This is a genomic window from Niallia tiangongensis (assembly GCF_044704065.1).
GTDB lineage: Bacteria > Bacillota > Bacilli > Bacillales > Cytobacillaceae > Niallia > Niallia tiangongensis.
Window position 1 is genome coordinate 3379903 of the sequence record NZ_CP162613.1, and the last position, 21084, is coordinate 3400986.

At 35.5% G+C, this 21084-nt stretch carries 19 protein-coding genes; 2 read left to right on the forward strand and 17 right to left on the reverse strand.

Annotated elements, in window-relative coordinates:
• Positions 1 to 247: 247 nt before the first annotated feature.
• The 5 genes from AB3U99_RS16320 to AB3U99_RS16340 form a co-directional block, all read right to left on the reverse strand.
• Positions 248 to 760: an adenine phosphoribosyltransferase gene (locus tag AB3U99_RS16320; RefSeq protein ID WP_400242609.1), complete on the reverse strand. Its 513-nt coding sequence runs from the start codon at positions 758 to 760 to the stop codon at positions 248 to 250.
• A complete protein-coding gene (gene recJ / locus AB3U99_RS16325) occupies positions 751 to 3114 on the reverse strand; it encodes a single-stranded-DNA-specific exonuclease RecJ (RefSeq protein ID WP_400242610.1) in 2364 nt (787 codons plus the stop codon). The genes AB3U99_RS16320 and recJ overlap by 10 nt, the downstream gene beginning before the upstream one ends.
• Before the next feature lie 210 nt (positions 3115 to 3324).
• The gene (locus AB3U99_RS16330) at positions 3325 to 3624 is read right to left on the reverse strand and encodes a lipopolysaccharide assembly LapA domain-containing protein (protein WP_400242611.1); all 300 of its coding nucleotides are present in this window, start codon (positions 3622 to 3624) and stop codon (positions 3325 to 3327) included.
• Between the two features lie 547 nt (positions 3625 to 4171).
• Complete coding sequence (gene secDF, locus AB3U99_RS16335) at positions 4172 to 6424, reverse strand: protein translocase subunit SecDF (protein WP_400242612.1); 2253 nt, start codon at positions 6422 to 6424, stop codon at positions 4172 to 4174.
• Positions 6425 to 6826: 402 nt separating this feature from the next.
• Complete coding sequence (locus tag AB3U99_RS16340; RefSeq protein WP_400242613.1) at positions 6827 to 7126, reverse strand: post-transcriptional regulator; 300 nt, start codon at positions 7124 to 7126, stop codon at positions 6827 to 6829.
• Positions 7127 to 7340: 214 nt separating this feature from the next.
• On the opposite strand from AB3U99_RS16340, the gene spoVB reads away from it, so the two are divergent.
• Positions 7341 to 8885, forward strand: coding sequence for a stage V sporulation protein B (gene spoVB, locus AB3U99_RS16345; RefSeq protein WP_400242614.1), 1545 nt, complete (start codon positions 7341 to 7343; stop codon positions 8883 to 8885).
• 97 nt (positions 8886 to 8982) lie between these two features.
• Here the strand turns inward: spoVB and AB3U99_RS16350 are convergent, their stop codons facing one another.
• Positions 8983 to 9624, reverse strand: a complete 642-nt coding sequence (locus tag AB3U99_RS16350; protein ID WP_400242615.1) for a DUF421 domain-containing protein — start codon at positions 9622 to 9624, stop codon at positions 8983 to 8985.
• A 289-nt stretch (positions 9625 to 9913) separates the two neighbouring features.
• On the opposite strand from AB3U99_RS16350, the gene AB3U99_RS16355 reads away from it, so the two are divergent.
• The gene (locus AB3U99_RS16355) at positions 9914 to 10294 is read left to right on the forward strand and encodes a TIGR04086 family membrane protein (protein WP_312093445.1); all 381 of its coding nucleotides are present in this window, start codon (positions 9914 to 9916) and stop codon (positions 10292 to 10294) included.
• A gap of 220 nt (positions 10295 to 10514) precedes the next feature.
• On the opposite strand, the gene yajC is transcribed toward AB3U99_RS16355, so the two are convergent.
• From yajC to safA, 11 genes are all read right to left on the reverse strand, one after another.
• Positions 10515 to 10817 carry a preprotein translocase subunit YajC gene (yajC, locus tag AB3U99_RS16360; protein WP_400242616.1) on the reverse strand — a complete coding sequence of 101 codons (303 nt, stop codon included), beginning with the start codon at positions 10815 to 10817 and terminating at the stop codon, positions 10515 to 10517.
• A gap of 30 nt (positions 10818 to 10847) precedes the next feature.
• Positions 10848 to 11987 carry a tRNA guanosine(34) transglycosylase Tgt gene (tgt, locus tag AB3U99_RS16365; RefSeq protein ID WP_400242617.1) on the reverse strand — a complete coding sequence of 380 codons (1140 nt, stop codon included), beginning with the start codon at positions 11985 to 11987 and terminating at the stop codon, positions 10848 to 10850.
• Between the two features lie 161 nt (positions 11988 to 12148).
• Positions 12149 to 13177, reverse strand: coding sequence for a tRNA preQ1(34) S-adenosylmethionine ribosyltransferase-isomerase QueA (queA, locus tag AB3U99_RS16370; RefSeq protein ID WP_400242618.1), 1029 nt, complete (start codon positions 13175 to 13177; stop codon positions 12149 to 12151).
• A gap of 38 nt (positions 13178 to 13215) precedes the next feature.
• The gene (locus AB3U99_RS16375; protein WP_400242619.1) at positions 13216 to 13425 is read right to left on the reverse strand and encodes a DUF2905 domain-containing protein; all 210 of its coding nucleotides are present in this window, start codon (positions 13423 to 13425) and stop codon (positions 13216 to 13218) included.
• Between the two features lie 57 nt (positions 13426 to 13482).
• Positions 13483 to 14478 carry a Holliday junction branch migration DNA helicase RuvB gene (ruvB, locus tag AB3U99_RS16380; protein WP_400242620.1) on the reverse strand — a complete coding sequence of 332 codons (996 nt, stop codon included), beginning with the start codon at positions 14476 to 14478 and terminating at the stop codon, positions 13483 to 13485.
• Between the two features lie 124 nt (positions 14479 to 14602).
• The gene (ruvA, locus tag AB3U99_RS16385) at positions 14603 to 15214 is read right to left on the reverse strand and encodes a Holliday junction branch migration protein RuvA (protein WP_400242621.1); all 612 of its coding nucleotides are present in this window, start codon (positions 15212 to 15214) and stop codon (positions 14603 to 14605) included.
• Between the two features lie 211 nt (positions 15215 to 15425).
• Positions 15426 to 15956, reverse strand: coding sequence for a BofC C-terminal domain-containing protein (locus AB3U99_RS16390; protein WP_400242622.1), 531 nt, complete (start codon positions 15954 to 15956; stop codon positions 15426 to 15428).
• A gap of 146 nt (positions 15957 to 16102) precedes the next feature.
• A complete protein-coding gene (locus tag AB3U99_RS16395) occupies positions 16103 to 17026 on the reverse strand; it encodes an NAD-dependent epimerase/dehydratase family protein (RefSeq protein ID WP_400242623.1) in 924 nt (307 codons plus the stop codon).
• 289 nt (positions 17027 to 17315) lie between these two features.
• Entirely contained in the window at positions 17316 to 17996 is a 681-nt protein-coding gene (locus tag AB3U99_RS16400) for a YhcN/YlaJ family sporulation lipoprotein (protein ID WP_400242624.1), read from the reverse strand.
• Between the two features lie 110 nt (positions 17997 to 18106).
• Complete coding sequence (locus AB3U99_RS16405) at positions 18107 to 19087, reverse strand: phosphotransferase (protein WP_400242625.1); 981 nt, start codon at positions 19085 to 19087, stop codon at positions 18107 to 18109.
• Entirely contained in the window at positions 19077 to 20957 is a 1881-nt protein-coding gene (safA, locus tag AB3U99_RS16410) for a SafA/ExsA family spore coat assembly protein (RefSeq protein ID WP_400242626.1), read from the reverse strand. The genes AB3U99_RS16405 and safA overlap by 11 nt, the downstream gene beginning before the upstream one ends.
• Positions 20958 to 21084: the final 127 nt, after the last annotated feature.

The following is a 21084-nucleotide window of genomic DNA, read 5'->3' on the forward strand; positions in this document are numbered from 1 at the left end:
TAGTCTGTTGCAATTAGTGCGCAGTCTAAAATTCATGTCTATTTCCGTGCTCTAGCTCAAGCATACTTCGGCTTCTAAGAAGTCATCCCCTTCTCTTAATCCCTGCACGAGTCTACATGTATTCGGCTTCTCCGTATTACTTAAAAATCAGAAAAATGCTTTTAGGAAACAGCTTTATTTTATGAAAAAGAGCGCTCTGAATTAGCGCTCCTTCAAAATATTTAAGCTAAAATAATCTCTCTATGGATTAATATTCCATTAATGTTAAAACATCATATCCATCTAAATTTTTACGTCCTTCAAGATAAGATAATTCAATTAAAAATGCAATACCAGCAACAACGCCACCTAGCTCTTCTACTAATTTAATTGTTGCCTCAATTGTTCCACCCGTCGCTAATAAATCATCTGTGATTAGGACACGCTGACCTGGTTTAATAGCATCCTTATGGATTGTTAATACGTCTTTACCGTACTCTAATCCATATTCTACTTTAATTGTTTCTCTTGGCAATTTTCCTTCTTTACGAACCGGCGCAAAACCTACTCCAAGCGAATAAGCAACTGGACAGCCAATGATAAACCCTCTAGCTTCTGGTCCTACAACTATATCAATTTCTTTTTCTTTCGCATACGCCACAATTTGATCTGTTGCATATCTATATGCTTCGCCATTATCCATTAATGTTGTAATATCCTTGAATCTGATCCCTTCTTTTGGCCAATCTTCAACGATAGTAACAAATTGTTTTAAATCCATTCTTTTACTTCCTCCTCATTATTAACGGATTTTATTAGAATAAGATCAAACCAATTTTTTAGTTGCTCATAAGATGAATAAATTAATTCATTTTCTAGCTCAAATTGCGCTTGCTTTTGTTGAAATGAGATTGATTCCGATAAATCTCTTTTCGGTACATTCTTATTCAATGAAACAAATCCATCCTTCATTGTAACAAAATTTAATTCAAAAAACACCTTTGACATAAAATCTACCGTTTCTTTACTCCAACCTTTTCTTCTAGCAAGCTCACCACCAAATTTTTCAAGGTGAAACGTTCCCTGTTTTGCCAAAAATGCATAGAACCATTTGAAATGATCTCGAGTGGGCATTGTACTAAAAAAGTCACTTTGTTGTTTATAAAAAACGGCATAGATTCTTGCTGGTTGATTGTTAACTAGCAATGTTTTTAACATATCCAAACTTGGCGGATAATCTGCTAATACGATAGACTTATCTATCGACGCAAGTAATCTAGCGTCCTCTATCGTTTCAATTACCTGGTAGGATACTCGTTGTTCCATCCCCTTAGGAACAGAATCTTGATGAAAAAAGATCCAACGAGCATCACTAGGCACTGTTTCATATAAATGATCCATTTTCCTTAAACTTCTATAATCAAACAGCTGCCAGTGAGAAACCTCAATATCCTGTATAAAGATTTGTGGTTTTTTACGATTATTCCATTCATTTATTGAAAGCTCTCCAAGGACAGATACCTTTGCACTCGGTGAAATATGATCACATAGGTCTCCAATTCCAAACCCTATTCCATCTAAATCAAATTCGTCTTGCTTTAGGATAATCTTTAAATGGTTTTGATTTGAGCCTATTTTCCTCATATTGTCTACTTCTAGGTCACGAAATGTCAATTTTGGCTTGGGATTATCCACCCCAAACGGAGCAAGCATTTGCATATCTTCTATTGATTTGATGGAAATCTCTTTTAGAGAAAAGCTTCCATCCACCTTTGTTAGCGGCACGAGATTTTCTTTCGTTAGTTGTTCAAATGCTAATTTATTTAAACTATTTCTCAGCACTTCTACATCATCTATTTTTAATGACATTCCTGCCGCCATAGGATGTCCACCAAAATGGGGGAGTATATCTCTGCATGTCGATAAATTATGATACAAATCAAAGCCTTCTATACTCCGCGCAGATCCTTTGGCGATTCCTTTTTCATAATCAAAGCTTAATACAATCGTTGGACGGTAAAATTTCTCCACTAATCTGGAAGCAACTATTCCGACTACACCAGGATTCCAGCCTTCTTTTCCAACAATAAGAACATTATTTTCCGTTAAAGGATAATATTGTTCCACTTGCGCGATAGCTTCCTCTGTTATTTGATTAACAATTGCTTGTCTCTCTTTATTCGTTTCTTCCATTTCTAGTGCAAGTTCTTTTGCTAGATCTGGATCATCTGTTAGTAATAGCTCCACAGCAGGATCCGCACTACCAAGTCTACCGATTGCATTTATTCGTGGCGCTAGCATAAATCCGATTGTTTCTTCATTAATTGCATTTTTCTCCACATTCATTTGGCGATATAAAGCATTTAAGCCAATATTATCCGTTTCTTGTAATGCCTTTATCCCTTTTTTTGCAAGGAGGCGATTCTCGCCAGTTAAAGAAACAAGATCAGCAATTGTTCCTATTGCAGCAAATGGCAATAAATGATGGGGAGCATTGCCAAGTAGGGCATGGGATAGCTTGAAGGAAACACCAACCCCTGCTAAATCACGAAAAGGATACTCACTGCCATCTATTTTCGGGTGGATAATTGCAAGAGCCTCTGGCAATATCGGGCCCGGCTCATGGTGATCTGTAATGATTAAATCTATCTCTAATTCTTTTGCCACTTGTGCTTCATGAACAGCAGCAATTCCTGTATCAACCGTAATTATTAATTGCACACCAATGCTTTTTGCATAGCGAAAAGCACCTTCATTTGGGCCATATCCTTCTGTAAATCGGTTTGGAATATAAAAGTCCACATTGGCACCAAGACTCTCTAATGTTTTCATCATTACAGTTGTACTGGTTACCCCATCCGCGTCATAATCACCAAAGATTAAAATTGATTCCTTATTAGCGATTGCTTTTCGTATTCTTTCCACCGCTATGTCCATTTCTAATAACAAAAACGGGTCATGAAATTCATTATTATCATCATATAAAAATGCTTTTGCCTCTTGTGTTGTATGATATCCTCTTGATAGTAATAGAGAGGCAACAATTGGGGATATTTTTAATTCTTCTGCTAATACAGAAGCTTTTTCTTTATTTGGGATTTCTTCTTGTATCCATCTTTTTTTAGAACGTAACATTCAATCACCTCAATCTAACTATTATACAAGTTAAAAGAAGTGGTTTCAATCTAAGATCAATGGAAAAAGCCTTACGCAATTTTTACAAAAAATTCACCTTTTGCATAGATTTGAATAGGGGGAAATATTTGTTTATCCTATAAAAAGATGCCTATACAGAAAGGAATGATAGTAATGAACAAAGCATCTTCTCTGCAAGGCATCTAGTATTTATTTTGAATCTGTGGGAGCATCAAAATTTTTATATTTACTACTGTTTTTTTCTTCCCGTTCTCTTTTTTCTTTCTCTAATTGTTTAACCCGTCTTTGCAATGAATAAATACGAACCATTCCAGCTGATCCAATAATTAGACCGCCAAGAAGAACAGATATTAAAATTACTAAAATAAGTGGCCATTGTCCGTCTCCAAATAGATAATTAACAGACACTGGATCAACATTAATAACTGCAAATATCGCAACTATTAATGCGAAAACAATTCCAAAAAGCATATTCCATTGAATTTTCACTTACTTTCCCCCTTTTTTCCTATATTTTTTCTAGTATTCCCTAATTTCCTCATTATCACTTATTTAAACAAACGGAGGAAAAGAACTTTTTATCCTTCCAAAACATATAGAAAACTTTTTAAATAAGAAAGAGGCTGGGACAAAAGTATTTCAGTTATAGATAAACACGAATAATCATATTTAACTATTATATGATTATTCGTGTTTATTGTTAATTTTATAAAAGGCTGTTTCAGTAAATTTGGTGGTATTGCCCGCAGCCTGAATACACTTCGCTTTCCATGGGGCGAGCGGTGAGCCTCCTCAGCTTCGCCTCCGGGGTCTCACCTTTCTCGCAGCTCCCATAGGAGTCTACGTGTATTCAGGCTGCTCCGTTTTTCCTATTAATTAATTTTTTCTATTTCGATATTAGTTTTTACACTTGACTATATTTAAAAACATAAATATTCAGGATGAAAAGTAGCCTATATTTAAGAACAAAATTAGAGATTGTTCGTCTTTACAGATTGACTATTTAGTTTTGTTCCAGCCTCATTCGCTTACTATATTATACTTGTGGTTCGTCAGAAATTGGTCGTTTCTCTTTATAAGTTACTAAAACACCTTTTCTCTTTAATTCCTTCTTCTTCCACACATACCATAGCTGTGATGCAATAAAGATAGAAGAATATGCACCACCAATTAAACCAATCAATAATGCTAAAGAGAAGTTTGTGATTGCACTGCTACCAAATACTAATAGGGCAACAACACAAATGACAACCGTTAATACTGTATTTATCGAGCGAGCAAATGTCTGTCTAATACTCGTATTAATAATATCTTTAATTTCTTGCGGTGTTTTAATGCGTTTCTTCTTCGCAAGATTTTCTCTAATACGGTCAAAGGTAACAATTGTATCATTAATAGAATAACCTACAATAGTCAACACAGCTGCTATAAAGGTAATATCTACTTCCAATCTCGTAATACTAAAGATTACTAAGATAAAGAATGCATCATGAAGTAGTGCTATAACAGCAGCCAATGCCATATAAATCTCAAAGCGAATCGTTACATAAATAATAATCCCAATGGAAGAAAAAACAATTGCATAAATGGCATTCTTAGCAAGCTCTTTTCCAACTGTTGGAGAGACGCTGCTTACATTTGGATCATGACCATACGTATTTTCAAACTCTGCCTTAATTGTATTAATTTCATCTTGGCTTAAATCACCTTTAATACGAATAGCAGCTACATTTTGATTATCACCTGAGATAATAATATCATCTGCTTTTACATTCAGCTTGTCCAATTGATTTTCAATTTCTGCAGTTGTTAATGCTTTATCTGCCATTACTTCTATTCGCGATCCACTTGCAAAATCAATTCCAAGATTAAGCTTAAAAATAAACATAATGACAAGCCCTGCAACAATCAGAATACTTGAAAGAGCAAAGAATATATTTTTGTATTTTACAAAATCAAGGCGATCAAATTTAGTGGGCAATGTTAATGTATCAAAATTTTCATTTATGTGTTTTACATCTTTCTTGTTCACGCCAAACCAGGTAATCTTTTTATCAAAAGCCTTACTCTTGACAAGTAAACCAAGCAATAAACGAGAGCCATAAACTGCAGAAACAAAGCTCATTAAGATACTGACAATTAATAATGTCGCAAAACCTTTAACAGAGCTTGTTCCATAAACGAATAGAATAATAGCTGCAAGCATGGTTGTTAAGTTGGCATCAACTACGGTTGAAGTCGAATTCTTATTTCCAGCCTGAACTGCTGCTCGCAACGACTTTCCAACTCTTAATTCATCCTTAATTCTTTCATAGGTAATAATGTTTGCATCTACTGCCATCCCGACCCCGAGAATAAGTGCTGCAATACCTGGAAGTGTCAGTACACCATTCATTAAATCAAGAACAAGAAGATTTAAATAAACATAAATAGATAACGTAATTACAGCCACTAATCCTGGTAGACGATAATACAAAAGCATAAATAAAAATACTATCCCTACTCCAATAATACCCGCTTTTACCGTATCTTTTAATGCCTGATCTCCAAACTGAGCGCCAACACTAGTTGAATATTCCTCGGTCAATTTTACTGGCAACGCACCCGCATTTAATAATTCCGCTAATCGCGTCGCCTCATCCACTGTAAAATTACCAGTGATAGAAACCGTATCGGAATTAATGACTTCACTTACCATTGGTGCTGATAAATATTTAGGCTCTTCTTTTGCTGCTTCTGCACTATAAGAATCTCCATCTTCAAAATCTAGCCAGATTACCAATGGACTACCTAAAACAGATTCAGTTACTTCTTTAAACTTATTTGCATCTTTAAGTTTTAAAGAAACACTAGGTTTGCCATACTGATCAAATTCTTGGCTAGCTCCACCTTGTACAAGATCAGAGCCATCTAGTAATTTCTTATCTTGAATATCTCTAAATGTTAAATTTGCTTCTGTTGAAAGCATTTCTCTGGCTTCATTTTGATCTGTAATTCCTGCTAGCTGTACTCTTATTCGGTCATTGCCTTCAATTTGGATAACTGGTTCACTAACCCCTAAAACGTTTATCCTTTTATCCAAAGCTTGGGCTGTACTTTTTAATGCCGATTCATCAATTTTCCCTTTCCCCTTTTCCAGTGGCTCTACTTTATATAGCACTTCAAATCCACCTTGCAGGTCTAATCCTAGCTTAATATCGCCTAAAATCTTATTCGTTGTTCCTCCCATTAATCCTGCCGCCAAGACAATGATTAATAAAAAAGCAACAATTCTACTGCGTTTAACCATTATGTATTAATCCTCCTCATGTAATACAAAGCAGAAACTTCCCACTTATGAAACAGGTATATTAGCCATTTTTCACTGTTGTTTAGCCAAAACTAAATGATGTCATCTTTTGAATATGAACCTTTCAATCAGCTGTTATTCTATTTTCTAGAGGACTCACTTCTTTCAAGTAACTTAACAATAACAAGTACTTCAAATTATTTAGAATAAACTCATTATGGAACAGTTTGTCATGACTGTCAATTTGTATAAGAAAAATATACTAGTAAAATTATTCTACCTGTCACATAATTTTAACCCCTTTTTGTTCATACCTTTTCTTCCATCACTAAAACTTTCAAAATAACTAAAAAGAGATTAAGAGGAAGCTTTTTAAAATTGCCCCCTTGACAGAAGCTTCCTTTATTTCAATAATTCTTTTTTCTCTACTTCTGATAATACGGAAAAAAAGTCTGCTGTTTTATAGGCCTCGATAGTGGCGTAGTTCATGTAATCTGCTACCTTCACATTCAATATACTCTGTACTAATTCTGATATTCTAATTTCTTCAGAAGGTTTTTTCCATTTTTTCTGCGTTAAAAATACCCATAGTTCGTCTTCCTTAATGGTGTCATAACCAAGTAAATGAAACTCTTCAATCTTGCTATTTAATACAGGCTTTACTTGTGAACGATACTGGTCATATATATGTGTTGGCGACATTCCTATTCACTCCATTACAGTCATTTTATGTTTATCTATAATCATGAGCAATCTCTGTTACCAAAGCAACAATATTTTGAAAACAAACCTTTATAAAATAGCTTCTTTTCAATCAACATGTTTACTTTTAAAAAACCTTGTCATGCTTTGTCCACATTGTTGCATATAGATAATTGTATAGTATTATTCGCTATTTGAGAAGGCAGGGAATAGAATGTCTAAGTTTTTAAAAGGAACAATGATTTTACTTATAGCTGGATTTATTACCAGAGTATTAGGCTTTATAAATCGGATTGTGATTGCACGGTTTATCGGAGATGATGGGGTTGGGCTATATATGATGGTATATCCAACAATGATTTTAGTTGTTACCATCACTCAACTTGGACTACCTGTTGCCATCTCTAAAAATGTGGCAGAGGCGGAAGCTGAGGGTAATTTACACAAAGTAAAGAGTATATTAATTGTTTCATTAAGTACAACCTTAGGCTTAACTCTCTTATTTACACCAGCTTTATTTCTTTTGGCTCCTTATCTTTCGCAAACACTGTTTACAGATGAACGAACACTTTTGCCGCTTCTTGCGATTACACCAATCATACCAATTATTGCTGTTTCATCTGTATTAAGAGGGTATTTTCAAGGAAGACAAAACATGAAACCTGCAGCAACCTCTCAAGTGATTGAACAAGTCATTCGTATAGCTTTAATTGCAACCTTAACAAAAGCATTTTTACCGCTTGGTGTTGAATATGCTGCTGCTGGCGCTATGTTAGCTTCCGTTCTTGGAGAACTTGCTTCCCTGGTTTATTTACTAGCATCCTTTAAATGGAAAAAAACATTCCGTTTACGGAAGAAGTTCTTTCAATACGTACATAATGGGAAAAATACTTTTCAAGAGCTCATGACTATTGCATTACCTACTACAGGGAGCCGTATGGTTGGTAGCATTGCATGGTTTATTGAACCAATTGTTGTTGCTCACAGCTTATCTATAGCAGGTCTATCTGCCATAAATGCAACAAAACAATATGGGGTATTAACTGGATTTGCGCTTCCACTCTTGATGCTACCATCCTTTTTTACCCAATCTTTATCGACTTCTCTTGTTCCTGCAATTAGTGAAGCAAAAGCAAATAATCAATTAAAGCTAATTGAGCATTTATTACAACAAGCACTTAAATTTACCTTTATGACAGGCGGACTCGCTATTATTGTGCTCTATGTATTGGCAGAGCCCTTAATGACCAGTATGTATGGAAGTACAAGAGGTACCTCTTTCATTCAACTAATGGCCCCTTTTTTTATTCTCAATTATTATCAAGGACCACTCCAAGCAGCTTTACAAGCCTTGAATTTTGCCAGAGCAGCAATGATTAATAGTTTTATTGGCGCCGGTGTAAAAACAGCGTTGATTTTACTTCTCGCAAGTAGGCCAGAATTCGGAATATACGGGGTAGCCATTGCGTTAATAGTCGGATTTGTTTTAGTAACAATGCTTCATTTTGCAACGATATTAAAAACAATTAGTTTTTCAATTATTGTCAAAGATTATCTGAAAATGCTACTTAGTATTTCCTTAACGGCATATTTAGGCACGCTTTTAGTCAAGACTATTTCATTTCCTTCCATCCTTTTGCAATTAATTAGTATTACAAGCATCATCTGTATCTTTTATGTATTATTACTTTTCCTTTTCGGTTTAATGACAAAAAAAGATTTAGCAAAAATCCCATGGATTGGGCGCTTTTTCTCTTAAATACTTATTTTACTAGCAATCAGCGGCTGATGAAAAATTATCCACTGATTGCTTTTGTTATAACATGAACGATATATCTCTTCGGCGTGTTCTCTTTTTAATGATCCATTAAATCAATATAAAATTCCCCATCTTGATAGCTGCAAAATGATATATTTTTAATATTGGTATAGCCTTTTTCTCTTAATTGCTGCCTAAGCCATAAATTTGTCTTACCTATTTTCGTTAAATTACTTTCTTGAATAATCCCGTCCATAATAAGTGGTATCGTAATAGATAATTTATTTTTTTCTTTTTCAAATACAGATAATTTACCTGATGTTTCCAAGATAGCAAACTCTACATCTGCAATATTGCGGATGTTTTTTTCTCTAAGCTGAATTAATAAGTCATCATAATTGTATCGCTGACTTTTCATTGCCGTTTCATCAATTTCTCCATTTTTGATGATAAAGGTTGGTTCTCCCTCAATAAAATCGCGCATTTTTTTGCTTTTTAAGGATAAGAAGGCTAACAGCACTTGAATGGATAAAAGAATAAACATTGGGAATAATGTTGGCAAAATAGGGTCTCGATAATCTTCTATTGCAACAACTGCAATTTCAGCAATCATGATGAATACAACTAAGTCTAATATACTTAATTCTCCTATTTCTCTTTTTCCCATTAATCGAAAAATAAGAACGATAAGCGCATATATTAAAATCGTTCTAAACAAAATGATCAAATATTGTTCCATATTATCTCCTCCGATCAAATATGTTCCCTATTTAATCTGCTCCATACCGAAAAAAATAATACGAGAAAGAATCAATGTTAGCTCTTCACAAAAATCACTTAACGAAGAAAAGGCTGCAATCTCGATGCAGCTAACCACTTAAATGAGGTAAACCTTTAATTTGGCACATCTTAATCAGAAAAATGCGATTTCAGCTATTTTTTAATTCTATTTTTATTCGTACTGAATATGCTTGTACTAGAATACTTTTATAGAAGATTTTAGATGCGATGGAAAGGAGAGGTTTACAATCGAAGAGAGTAAGCATGTTGGCAGTTCTGTTTTATACGGTTTAATTGCCATTTTCATTATGTTAATAACTAGTAGTTTATTCTTTTCCCTATTATTAAGATTTACGTCTATTCAAGAATCATCTCTGCAATATATTATTACTGCTGTATCGTTTATTACTTTGTTTGCAGGTGGTTTTATATCAGGGGGGAAAGGGAAAGAAAAAGGATGGTTTCTAGGCGGTCTCACAGGGCTAATCTATTCTATCATTATTTTTTTATTTTCCTTTTTAGGCTCTGACCAGCTATTTACGATGGAACAAACAATTTATCATGTATGTTATACGCTTATTTGTATGATGGGTGGAATTTTGGGAGTAAACCTTTCAAAAAATAATTAATTAAAAACTTATAGGATAAATAAGAAAAGTGGTGGCACCTGTTTAGGGGCGTGCGGGGTGGAGCGGCCTCTCCAGAGATAAAAGAAGCACGGTGAACGGGCGTGAAGCCCATCAGCCCCTGGGTGCCCGGAGCTAGACATCAAATTGACTTCAGAAAACTTATACTTTCTTCCCTAGTAAAAAAGTGCAATCTTAACTTATAAGACTGCACTTTTTGCTCTTATTCTTCTACTTTGTCTAATGTTGGGCTAGCTACTGTAGCAGAAGATTCCACTACTTCACGAATTGCATTGCGCTCAAATGTTAGACGTGAGCCATCTTTTACTTTTAATACAACTGTACCTTCATCAATTGCATCGATTGTAGCATGCATGCCGCCAATCGTGACAATCTTGTCCCCTTTTTTCAAGCTGCTCTGCATATTACGTACAGATTTTTGACGCTTTTGCTGTGGACGAATTAGCAAGAAATAGAATAATACAAACATTAAAATAAACGGTAATAAACTTGCAAGTTGTGCCATTTATATTTCCCCTCCTTTCAAGTTCTTCTATTAAAAGTTTTTAGCGTTCGGTTTATTAAATCCATAACGTTCGAAAAACTCTTCTTTGAAATCTCCTAAACGGTCATTTCTGATCGCATTTCGGACATTCTCCATTAAGTTTAACAGAAAATATAGATTATGGTAAGATGTAAGCCTTATTCCGAATGTTTCGTCACATCGAATAAGATGACGAATATAAGCACGGCTGTAATTTTTACAAGTATAGCAATCACATTCTGAATCTAAAGGACCAAAATCTCTTGCATATTTTGCGTTTTTAACGACAAGTCGTCCTTCACTTGTCATCACTGTACCATTTCTTGCGATTCTTGTTGGCAATACACAGTCAAACATATCAATCCCGCGGATAGCACCATCAATTAAAGAATCTGGTGAACCTACCCCCATTAAATAACGTGGCTTGTTATCCGGCATTAGAGGTGTGGTAAACTCAAGAACACGATTCATAACGTCCTTTGGCTCACCAACCGATAATCCTCCTACTGCATACCCAGGTAAATCTAAAGAAACTAGGTCCCTTGCACTTTGTTTGCGAAGTTCCTCATATTCTCCACCTTGAATAATGCCGAATAATCCTTGATCCTCTGGACGATTATGTGCCTTTAAGCAACGCTCTGCCCAACGTGAAGTTCGTTCCACTGATTTCTTCATATAATCATATTCCGCTGGATAAGGAGGACATTCATCGAATGCCATCATAATATCCGACCCTAAAGCATTTTGGATTTCCATTGCTTTTTCAGGAGAAAGGAATAATTTATCACCATTTAAATGATTTCTAAAGTGTACTCCTTCTTCTTCAATTTTGCGGAAATCACTTAAACTAAAGACTTGAAACCCGCCAGAATCCGTTAAGATCGCCTTATCCCAATTCATGAATTTATGAAGACCGCCAGCTTCTTTCACAATTTCATGTCCTGGTCGTAGCCATAAATGGTAGGTATTACTTAAAATGATATTGGCCCCCATTGATTTTAAATCTTCTGGAGCCATCGTTTTCACTGTTGCTAACGTTCCAACCGGCATAAAAGCTGGTGTCTCAAAAGAACCATGTGGTGTATGTACAATGCCTAATCTAGCACCTGTTTGCTTACAAGTTTTTATGAATTCATAACGTATTGCTGTCAAATTATTTTCTCCTTCATATAAAGTGAAACTTCCATAGATTCATCATCTACTTACAGTTTTTAACATAATGATGTTTTTTAACCAAAAGAATAGAATCAACTATATATTCTAATGAATATCACCACGAAACTCAAGTAATTCGTGAACCTTTCTTCCTTTATCTATTGTATAAACATGGCATCTCCAAAACTAAAGAAGCGGTATCTTTCTTTTACTGCGGTTTCATAGGCATGGAGTATATTTTCTCTTCCAGCTAGGGCACTAACTAACATAATTAAGGTTGATTTCGGTAAATGAAAATTCGTAATCATTCCATCAATTCCTTTAAACTCATAGCCAGGATAAATAAAAATGCTTGTCCATCCACTGCTCTCTACAAATTTTCCATTATTGGCGGATGCAATTGTTTCAAGTGTTCTAGTAGACGTAGTCCCTACAGAAAGAATCCGCCCACTTTCTGCTCGCACTTTATTTAATAAAGATGCCGTTTCTCCATTAATCTGATAAAATTCAGCGTGCATCTCATGGTTATCTACATCTTCCACATTAACTGGACGGAAGGTACCCAGGCCAACATGAAGGGTAATAAAAGCAATATGTACTCCCTTTTCTTTCAAAGCTTCTAATAATTCATTTGTAAAATGTAGACCAGCTGTCGGAGCTGCCGCAGATCCTCTTTCTTTTGCATAAACGGTTTGATAACGATCTTGATCATCTAGTTTTTCTTTTATATATGGTGGTAATGGCATCTCACCAAGTTGATCTAAAATCTCATAAAAAATGCCCTCATACTGAAAATCAAGAATCCGACCACCGTGCTCCAATTCTTTTACACATATCGCTTTTAACTTACCGTTTCCAAAGGTAATAATCGTACCTTCTTTTACCCTTTTAGCAGGCTTGACAAGTGTTTCCCATTTGTCTTCCTCTTGCTGCTTTAATAAAAGCACCTCGATATGCGCTCCAGTAGCCTCTTTCTCTCCATGCAATCTTGCTGGTAATACTCTTGTATCATTTAATACTAGGCAATCACCAGGATTAATATACTCATATATATCTTTAAATTTGCGATGCGCTAATTCACCAGTTTCTTTATTTACTACCATTAATCTACTACTTGTGCGATCCTCTAAAGGAGTTTGTGCGATTAATTCTTCTGGTAAATGAAAATCAAATAAATCTACTTTCATGTCTGTCACCTATTCTTTCTTTCATGCAATTAAATTTTTTAACGAAATTTCCCTACAAAATAAAAAACCAACGATAAAAAAATACTGATTACAATACAAGTTGTAATCGGAAAATAAATAGTCGAATGTTCTTTTTTTATCAGAATGTCACCAGGAAGCTTTCCAATCGGGACAAATTGCATGACAAGCCCGATAAGAAATAAAATTATGCCGGTGATCATTATATATTTGGAAATTCCATTCATCATTCTCTTCCTTTATTTCATTTGTCTTCCTTAATCTTTAGAAAAATATTATATAGCCAATTATTCTGGTTTAATATTTAAATGGTCATAAACAAGATGGGTAACGCTTCTCCCTCTAGGGGTTCGTTGCAAGAAACCAATCTGGAGCAAATAGGGTTCATAAACATCTTCAATTGTATGAGCTTCTTCTCCAATAGTTGCAGCAATCGTTTCTAATCCGACTGGTCCACCTTTAAATTTATGAATCATTCCTAGTAATAATTTATGGTCAATATGATCTAACCCTAAACGGTCAACCTGTAGAAGTTCAAGTGAATTGTCCGCCAATTCTTTTGTAATCATCCCATCTCCCTTTACTTGAGCAAAATCACGTACTCTTCGTAAAAGGCGATTGGCAATTCGCGGAGTCCCTCTCGAACGTCTAGCTATTTCCCATGAAGCAAGTTCTTCTATCCCAATTTGTAGAACAGTTGCTGTTCTCTCAACAATATCTTTGAGCTGCTCTACTTCATAATATTCTAACCTAGACAAAACTCCAAAACGATCTCTTAACGGTGCAGAAACAGAACCAGCTCTTGTTGTTGCACCAACAAGGGTGAATGGGGGCAAATCAAGCCGAACAGATCGAGCACTAGGTCCTTTCCCAATAACAATATCCAAACAGTAATCTTCCATCGCTGGATATAAAACTTCTTCTATCGCACGTGGTAAACGATGAATTTCATCAATAAACAGCACATCACCTGGCTCTAAAGCAGTTAATATTGCTGCTAAATCACCAGGCCTTTCGATTGCTGGACCTGCAGTTGTTCGAATATTAACTCCCATTTCATTAGCAATAATCGTCGCAAGCGTGGTTTTCCCAAGTCCAGGAGGTCCATATAATAAAACATGGTCAAGTGCTTCTTCTCTATATTTAGCAGCTTCAATAAATACCTTTAAATTGTCTTTTATTTTATCTTGGCCAATATACTCATGCAATTGAATAGGACGCAGACTTTTTTCAAACGATAAATCCTGCGTATCTGCTTCACTTGAAATGATTCGATCATCCATAACAATTCACTCCCTTCCATAAGATAGATCCGCACATTAATCTAGGTGTATTCAGGCTACTCCTGATTTCTATATATTAATTTCCCCTATGTAAAAACAAGAATCTAAAAAAACAGCATACATCTTATCTTTTTAACAGAAGCTTTAATGCCAGCTTGATATAACCATCTGTTGTTAACTGTTCCTTTTTTAAATGAGGAGTAATTTTCTTCACCTCTTTTTCTGAATATCCAAGAGCAGTTAAAGCAAGAATTGCCTCATCCAATGCTGAATCAATTTCTGCTTTGGCTACATGCTTTTCTACTGTAAATAAATCTGGGGAGAAATCTGGCAAAAAATCGGCTAACTTTCCTTTTAAGTCCAGGATCATTTGTCTTGCCGTTTTCTTCCCAACACCTGGGAATTTCACAAGAAACGCTTCATCTTCCGCTTCAATAGCAGATATAACCTGACTTGGTTCGCCAGATGCAAGAATAGCCAAAGCTCCTTTAGGACCAATTCCAGAGACGTTAAGAAGCTTTGTAAATAAAGCTTTTTCATCTTGAGAACGAAAACCGTATAAACTAATATTATCTTCTCTTACATAATGGTAGGTATAAACAGTAATCTTATTACCCGAAAAGGGTGAAAATGAAAATGGATTAGGTGTTTTAATCTGATATCCAATTTCATTATTTTCGATTACGATATATTCCGGTCCAACAAATTCTACATTTCCTTTTATATATTCATACAAATTAAATTCTCTCCCTTATAAAGAACACTTCCATTAGTGGGGGTCTTACTGAGCGTTAAGTGTGGGATAAATCCTAAAGTTTATTTTATCATACTATTTTGTAGAACTGCTATTATAGATGATTTTCATAATATTCTTTAAAAAAACAAAAAAACAGTGATCAGAATGGACACTGTTTTCTGTGCTTCTTCTGTTCACTGAGGGTAATTTCCTAATTTGGCGTTTCCATTATTGTTAAGTTTTTAAAGGTTTCAAGTGCTTTTACATATCGATCTCTAGATTTAATGGGAATCCCTTTTTGTAAATCTTCATGCTGCTTTGATTCCAATTTTTTGAGATCAATTTGAAAAAAAGACTGAATAATGTTTTCCTCAGCAGGTTTTCCATTATAAATGGTTAATATTCCCTCTTCATTAATGCCGAAATATCCATTAGCCTTTAACAGTGGAGATATATCGTCGACTTCTTGTTTAAATACAAGCTCTTTACTTGTCATATCTACCAACTGCCATTTATCGTACTTTGACCAGAAATCTTCCATCGACCATACTGTTTCTTCTACCGTTTCTTCACTCACTTCTCCATCTAAATAAATCCTTTTCAATACGACTTCCAATTTCTTAGGATTTTCATTCAAAGAAAGTGTGCTTCCACTCTTACCATAAACTTGTCCAGTTGATGAAATGACTGTTATTATACTGACAAGAAGAACAGCTGAAAATAAAAGGAATCTGGTTTTCATTATAACCACCTCTTCACATTACTCAAAACAGCTTCGTTATTTCCAAGGAAATAGGTTACTGTCAATCTAAAGTCTGGTTTTAAAACAACCTAACTCTCTATTATTCTCACCATAAATAATTATTTCATTCCTAATTCATAGCAATCTTATTTTAATGTTCTATTTATCTGATCATCATTTTGTTTTATATTTTCGATCGTTAAACGAATACCGTTCGAAAATGGAACTTGAGCATTCCATTTCAAATCAATTTGTGCCTTCCTTGTTGAAATTCTACTTTTCTCTCCTTCTTCTAAAGAATGAAAGACTTCTTCATTTACAGAAGATTGAATAATAGATACAACTTCCTTCATAGAATACTTTTCCTCAGGACAAATATTAAATACTTGATTCTCTCCATTTTTTAGACTTGAGATAATTGCTTGAACCGCGTCGCTGATGTAAAGAAAATGCTTCTTCTGTTCCCCATTATCAAATACGATAGGTGGACGATTTTCGATCACTTTTTTAATCGTTGATTCAATAACACTCTCTCTAAGCTTATGTACGGAAGATACTCCATAAACAATGGGAAATCTTAAAATTGTATAAGAAAGACCATAAAGGATGTGGTAATTTTGTATATATTTCTCCTCTAACTTCTTAGAAAGTCCTTCAAAAAGTACAGGTTGTAAAAGCATTTCTTCCGTTATAGCTCCGTCTACATCCCCATAAACAGCAATCGTGGAGGGAAAGATGATTTTATGTACATTGGCTTGTACACATGCTTCGAGCACTTCAATCGTACAAGCAATATTCTCTTCTGACTGATCAAATGAATCCTTCATACTGTTGGATGTTATGGGTTTGTTAGATAGATGGATAACACAATCTATCTGATTCTCCATCAGTATGTCAGCTAATTCCATCACGTTTAAAAAAGTGTATATATCATCTTGTACTAGAGTTGAAATTACACTATTTCCCTGTTGCTTTCTAGCTACTATATAATAAACATTATTTTTTGAAAGTTGTTCCTTTAGAGCAGATGCCATTTCACTCTTTTGTCCACCTGTGATTAACACTCTCACTTTGAATCCCTCCGCATTTTTCGCTTCTATGAAAAAAACCATCAACTAGTTCTTTATAACGAATGCATATTCCATTATAAAGCATAACTCTTTTCAATAGTAATTTCAACAAATACATTCATTATATAGAACATTTTTCTAAAAGTAACTTTTATCTACCAAATGAAACCTCTTTTAAATCCCTCATTTATAGTAAATCAATCCACCTTATTTGTTTCTAATAAAGAACAGACAATAATAAAAAAAACTAACTTCGAAATGGTTCGACCTATTCGAAGTTAGTTTTTTATTATCTGTTTTCGCTTGTCGGATTTAAACGATCAAAGATATTTCCAATATTATTGGTAATGGTTTGCTGCGGTTGACCATTTCTTATCGAACGATTTATATCCTCAATGCTAGTAAATATTCCTCTATCTGTTACTACAGAAATATCTCTTCCATTAAGAGAATCATTTAATTTATCTTTTACTTTTGCTTTTGTCTGATCTACATTCTTCGTATTGGCTACTTCAAGTGCAACTAAAACGTTATCTCCATAAACAACGGCACGTGCATTTTTAACATTATCAATTTTAGCTGCAGCATTTGATACTTTTTCGGCTAACTCTGTATCATACGAAACGCGATCATCTCGATCATCGATATTCCCATTTTCTCGAGTAGCATTTCTATTGTTTACATTTCGAACATTTACACCATTTTTATTGTTCACGTTTTGGACACCAACACCATTTTTATTATCTTCATCTCCGTAGGTATGGTCCATAATTTCCGTCATTGGTCCGTCATTGTCTGTTGTAAAACTGTTATTATTGTTTACATCATGTTGTTCATTGGAGTAATATCCAATTGGTCTAGCATTATCTAGGCGATTTTGATCTGCAGTTTGGTCATCGTTCACACCACAGCCGGCTAATCCAAAGGTTAACGTTAAAAGAACTGGAGCAACTAATTTATTTTTATGCACAGTAGTATTCTCCCCTTTATTTAAATCTAGAGCAAGACGTTGCTCCTTTTTATCTTCTGCTCTTTGGAGAGAATCATACTGTAAAGTCTAGCCATTATATAATTACCGGATTATATATTTACAATTTGTCTTAGCTTTTGGTAAAATTTCTTTCTTTTTGGATACTGATCTGTTGTTAAGTAAAGCACTTGTTCTAATAAAAATTCATTTGAAAGATCTTGATTTCTGATTATTCTATTCCATTCTCTAAGAATGTCTGTTGGATACATCAAAGCAATTAAAAACCATTCCTCTTTAAAGAATTGGGTGTATCCACTCATCTTTTGTAATTGTTGGATGGACCAACCTATATTGGGTAAAATCCGATTAGCAAACTGCAAATAATCTCCTACTCTTGGACCAATACTAATTAAATCGAAATCAATTAGGTATAGTTTATTATTAGCGTCACGCATAAAATTATGGTGTGCTACGTCCCCATGTAATATAACATTTGATTTTGTATGAAGATATTCATTGTGGTTTTTTAAATAACAAAAAGAGAATTCAGCCCATTCCATAATTTCCTCAACGATTTCTATTTTTAAATAATGTTCAATAATTGACTTATGACTTCTAAATTCTTCTAGCCTTTGTTCCAATTTTTTCATTAAATGAAAGGAAGGCAAAATATACTTATAAATTTCTACAAGTCGTTCTGTAACCGTATAATATTGCTCTAATAATTGAATGGCTTCCCTTCTATTCCGTTTACTACTGTATGTAAAGGAATCTTTATGAGGGGAAATGTATTCAATCATGCCAAAAACCTTCTTATCTATAATGAGTGGTTCCTCATTGAACACATAAAATTGGTACGTATGTGTGAAGCCCTCCTGTTTTAGTGCTCTTGTATAGGCCTCTTGAATTTTTAATTTTTGATAACTATTATATCCTTTCAAAATCATCCAAAATTGATTGGTCTTAACTAAATATACCTCATTCCTAATTCTGCTTATTTCTAAAATCTTTGCAGGAATTTTTTTTTCTAATAAAGAAAGGAGACGATAATAAAAAGTATCGTCCCCTCTATGATAAAAATCATAAATCACTGCTTTCGTCCTCTTGGTATCTTGGCATTCCAAATGGAGTCCCTTGATTAACGCCATATGGATTCATAAATGGTGGCTGCCCCATAGTAGGATTATATGGTGGTGTAAATACTGGCGCATTGCCTCCCGGTCCATACACTGGTGGATTCATTTCTGGAGTAACTGGCTGCCCAATACTGGCTTCATAAGATGGAGCATCTGCAACTGGACTAGTATATTCTCCCGGGTAAGGCATTGGCGTATTACCACCCATTCCTTGAGGGTAAGGAGATTGCATCATTGGTCCCATTTGTTGGCCAATTCCTTGTGGCATTGGTACCATTCCCATTCCTGGATTATATCCTCCTGCCATCGCTCCCATTTCTGGGCTAAATCCTTGTGGCATTGGCGCCATTCCCATTCCTGGGTTATATCCTCCTGCCATCGCTCCCATTTCTGGGCCGAATCCTTGTGGCATTGGTCCCATTTCCATCCCTGGGTTATACCCTCCTGCCATCGCTCCCATTTCTGGACCAAATCCTTGTGGCATTGGTGCCATTCCCATTCCTGGGTTATATCCTCCCGCCATCGCTCCCATTTCTGGGCCGAATCCTTGTGGCATTGGCCCCATTCCCATTCCTGGGTTATACCCTCCTGCCATCGCTCCCATTTCTGGGCCGAATCCTTGTGGCATTGGCCCCATTTCCATTCCTGGGTTATACCCTCCTGCCATCGCTCCCATTTCTGGACCAAATCCTTGTGGCATTGGTGCCATTCCCACTCCTGGGTTATACCCTCCTGCCATCGCTCCCATTTCTGGGCCGAATCCTTGTGGCATTGATGCCATTCCCATTCCTGGGTTATACCCTCCTGCCATCGCTCCCATTTCTGGGCCGAATCCTTGTGGCATTGGTGCCATTCCAGGAGCATATCCTTGCCCCATTCCCTCTACTTGAAAACCTTCGCTTGTTGGATAAGCCGGTTGCTGCGGGAATGATGGAGCACCACATCCACAATCCTCTTTATAAGGAAGATCATAGGAAGGTAGTACTGGCGCTGCATGCGTAGGGACATAAGGCTGATATGCTAATCCAGTTACTTCTGAAGATTCATCTTTTTTATGGTGCTGGTGTTCCACCGGCATTTGCCCGTACTGCACTAATGGCTGTTGATAATATTCATGGGGTACATGACTGCCATGTACCGGCACTTGCCCGTGTGTGTAAGCAGAATAAGAGGATGAAGACTCTTCCCACTTATGCTTTTCTGTATATTCTACTCCTGGAAATGGTGTAGCTTGTGAAGCTAGTTGTTCAACTGGTATTCCAGCTGGAGGGCATACTCCTGGAGGAAAACCGCTTCCTGGCATCATTGGAGATACTTCATAGCAATATGGTTGATAAGGAACGATTGGCGGACACGCCTCTTGTTGAACTACTGGCTCCTGTTTAGGTAAAACTGGTGCAGGCTTTGGTGGCAAAACTATTTTTTCTTCCATGTCGATATCAACATCTACGTCAACATTCGTCATATTCATGGAATAATAATTCGTAACGTCAATTTCTGGAATGATTGGAGTAGGCATTTTAGGAGTGTATGGTTTTTCCTTTGGCATTTCTTTTTTCGGCATTTCTTTAATAGGCATTTCTTTTTTTGGTGCTTCCTTTACAATTGGCTCCATTGCTATCGGCATTTCTTTTTTCGTTCCCATAATAGGAGCTTCTTTCTTTATATTTCCTCCTGAAGTTGGGACTTTAATTTTCATGCCGGGCATAATCATATCTGTATTACTCAATTGGGAATTTAATGCTTTTAACTCTTCGAAATTCACCCCATATTTTTTAGCAATTTTCCAAAGAGTATCCCCTTTCTGAACAATATGGATCTTCACTATAGATTCCCTCCTATGCATATGTCCATATAGTCTATGTTAACAATGCAAAATGGTTATCATTCTACTCAAAAATCTATGCGTTTTTTTTTCAATTTATGTGTTTTAGCCACATAAAGATAGGAGA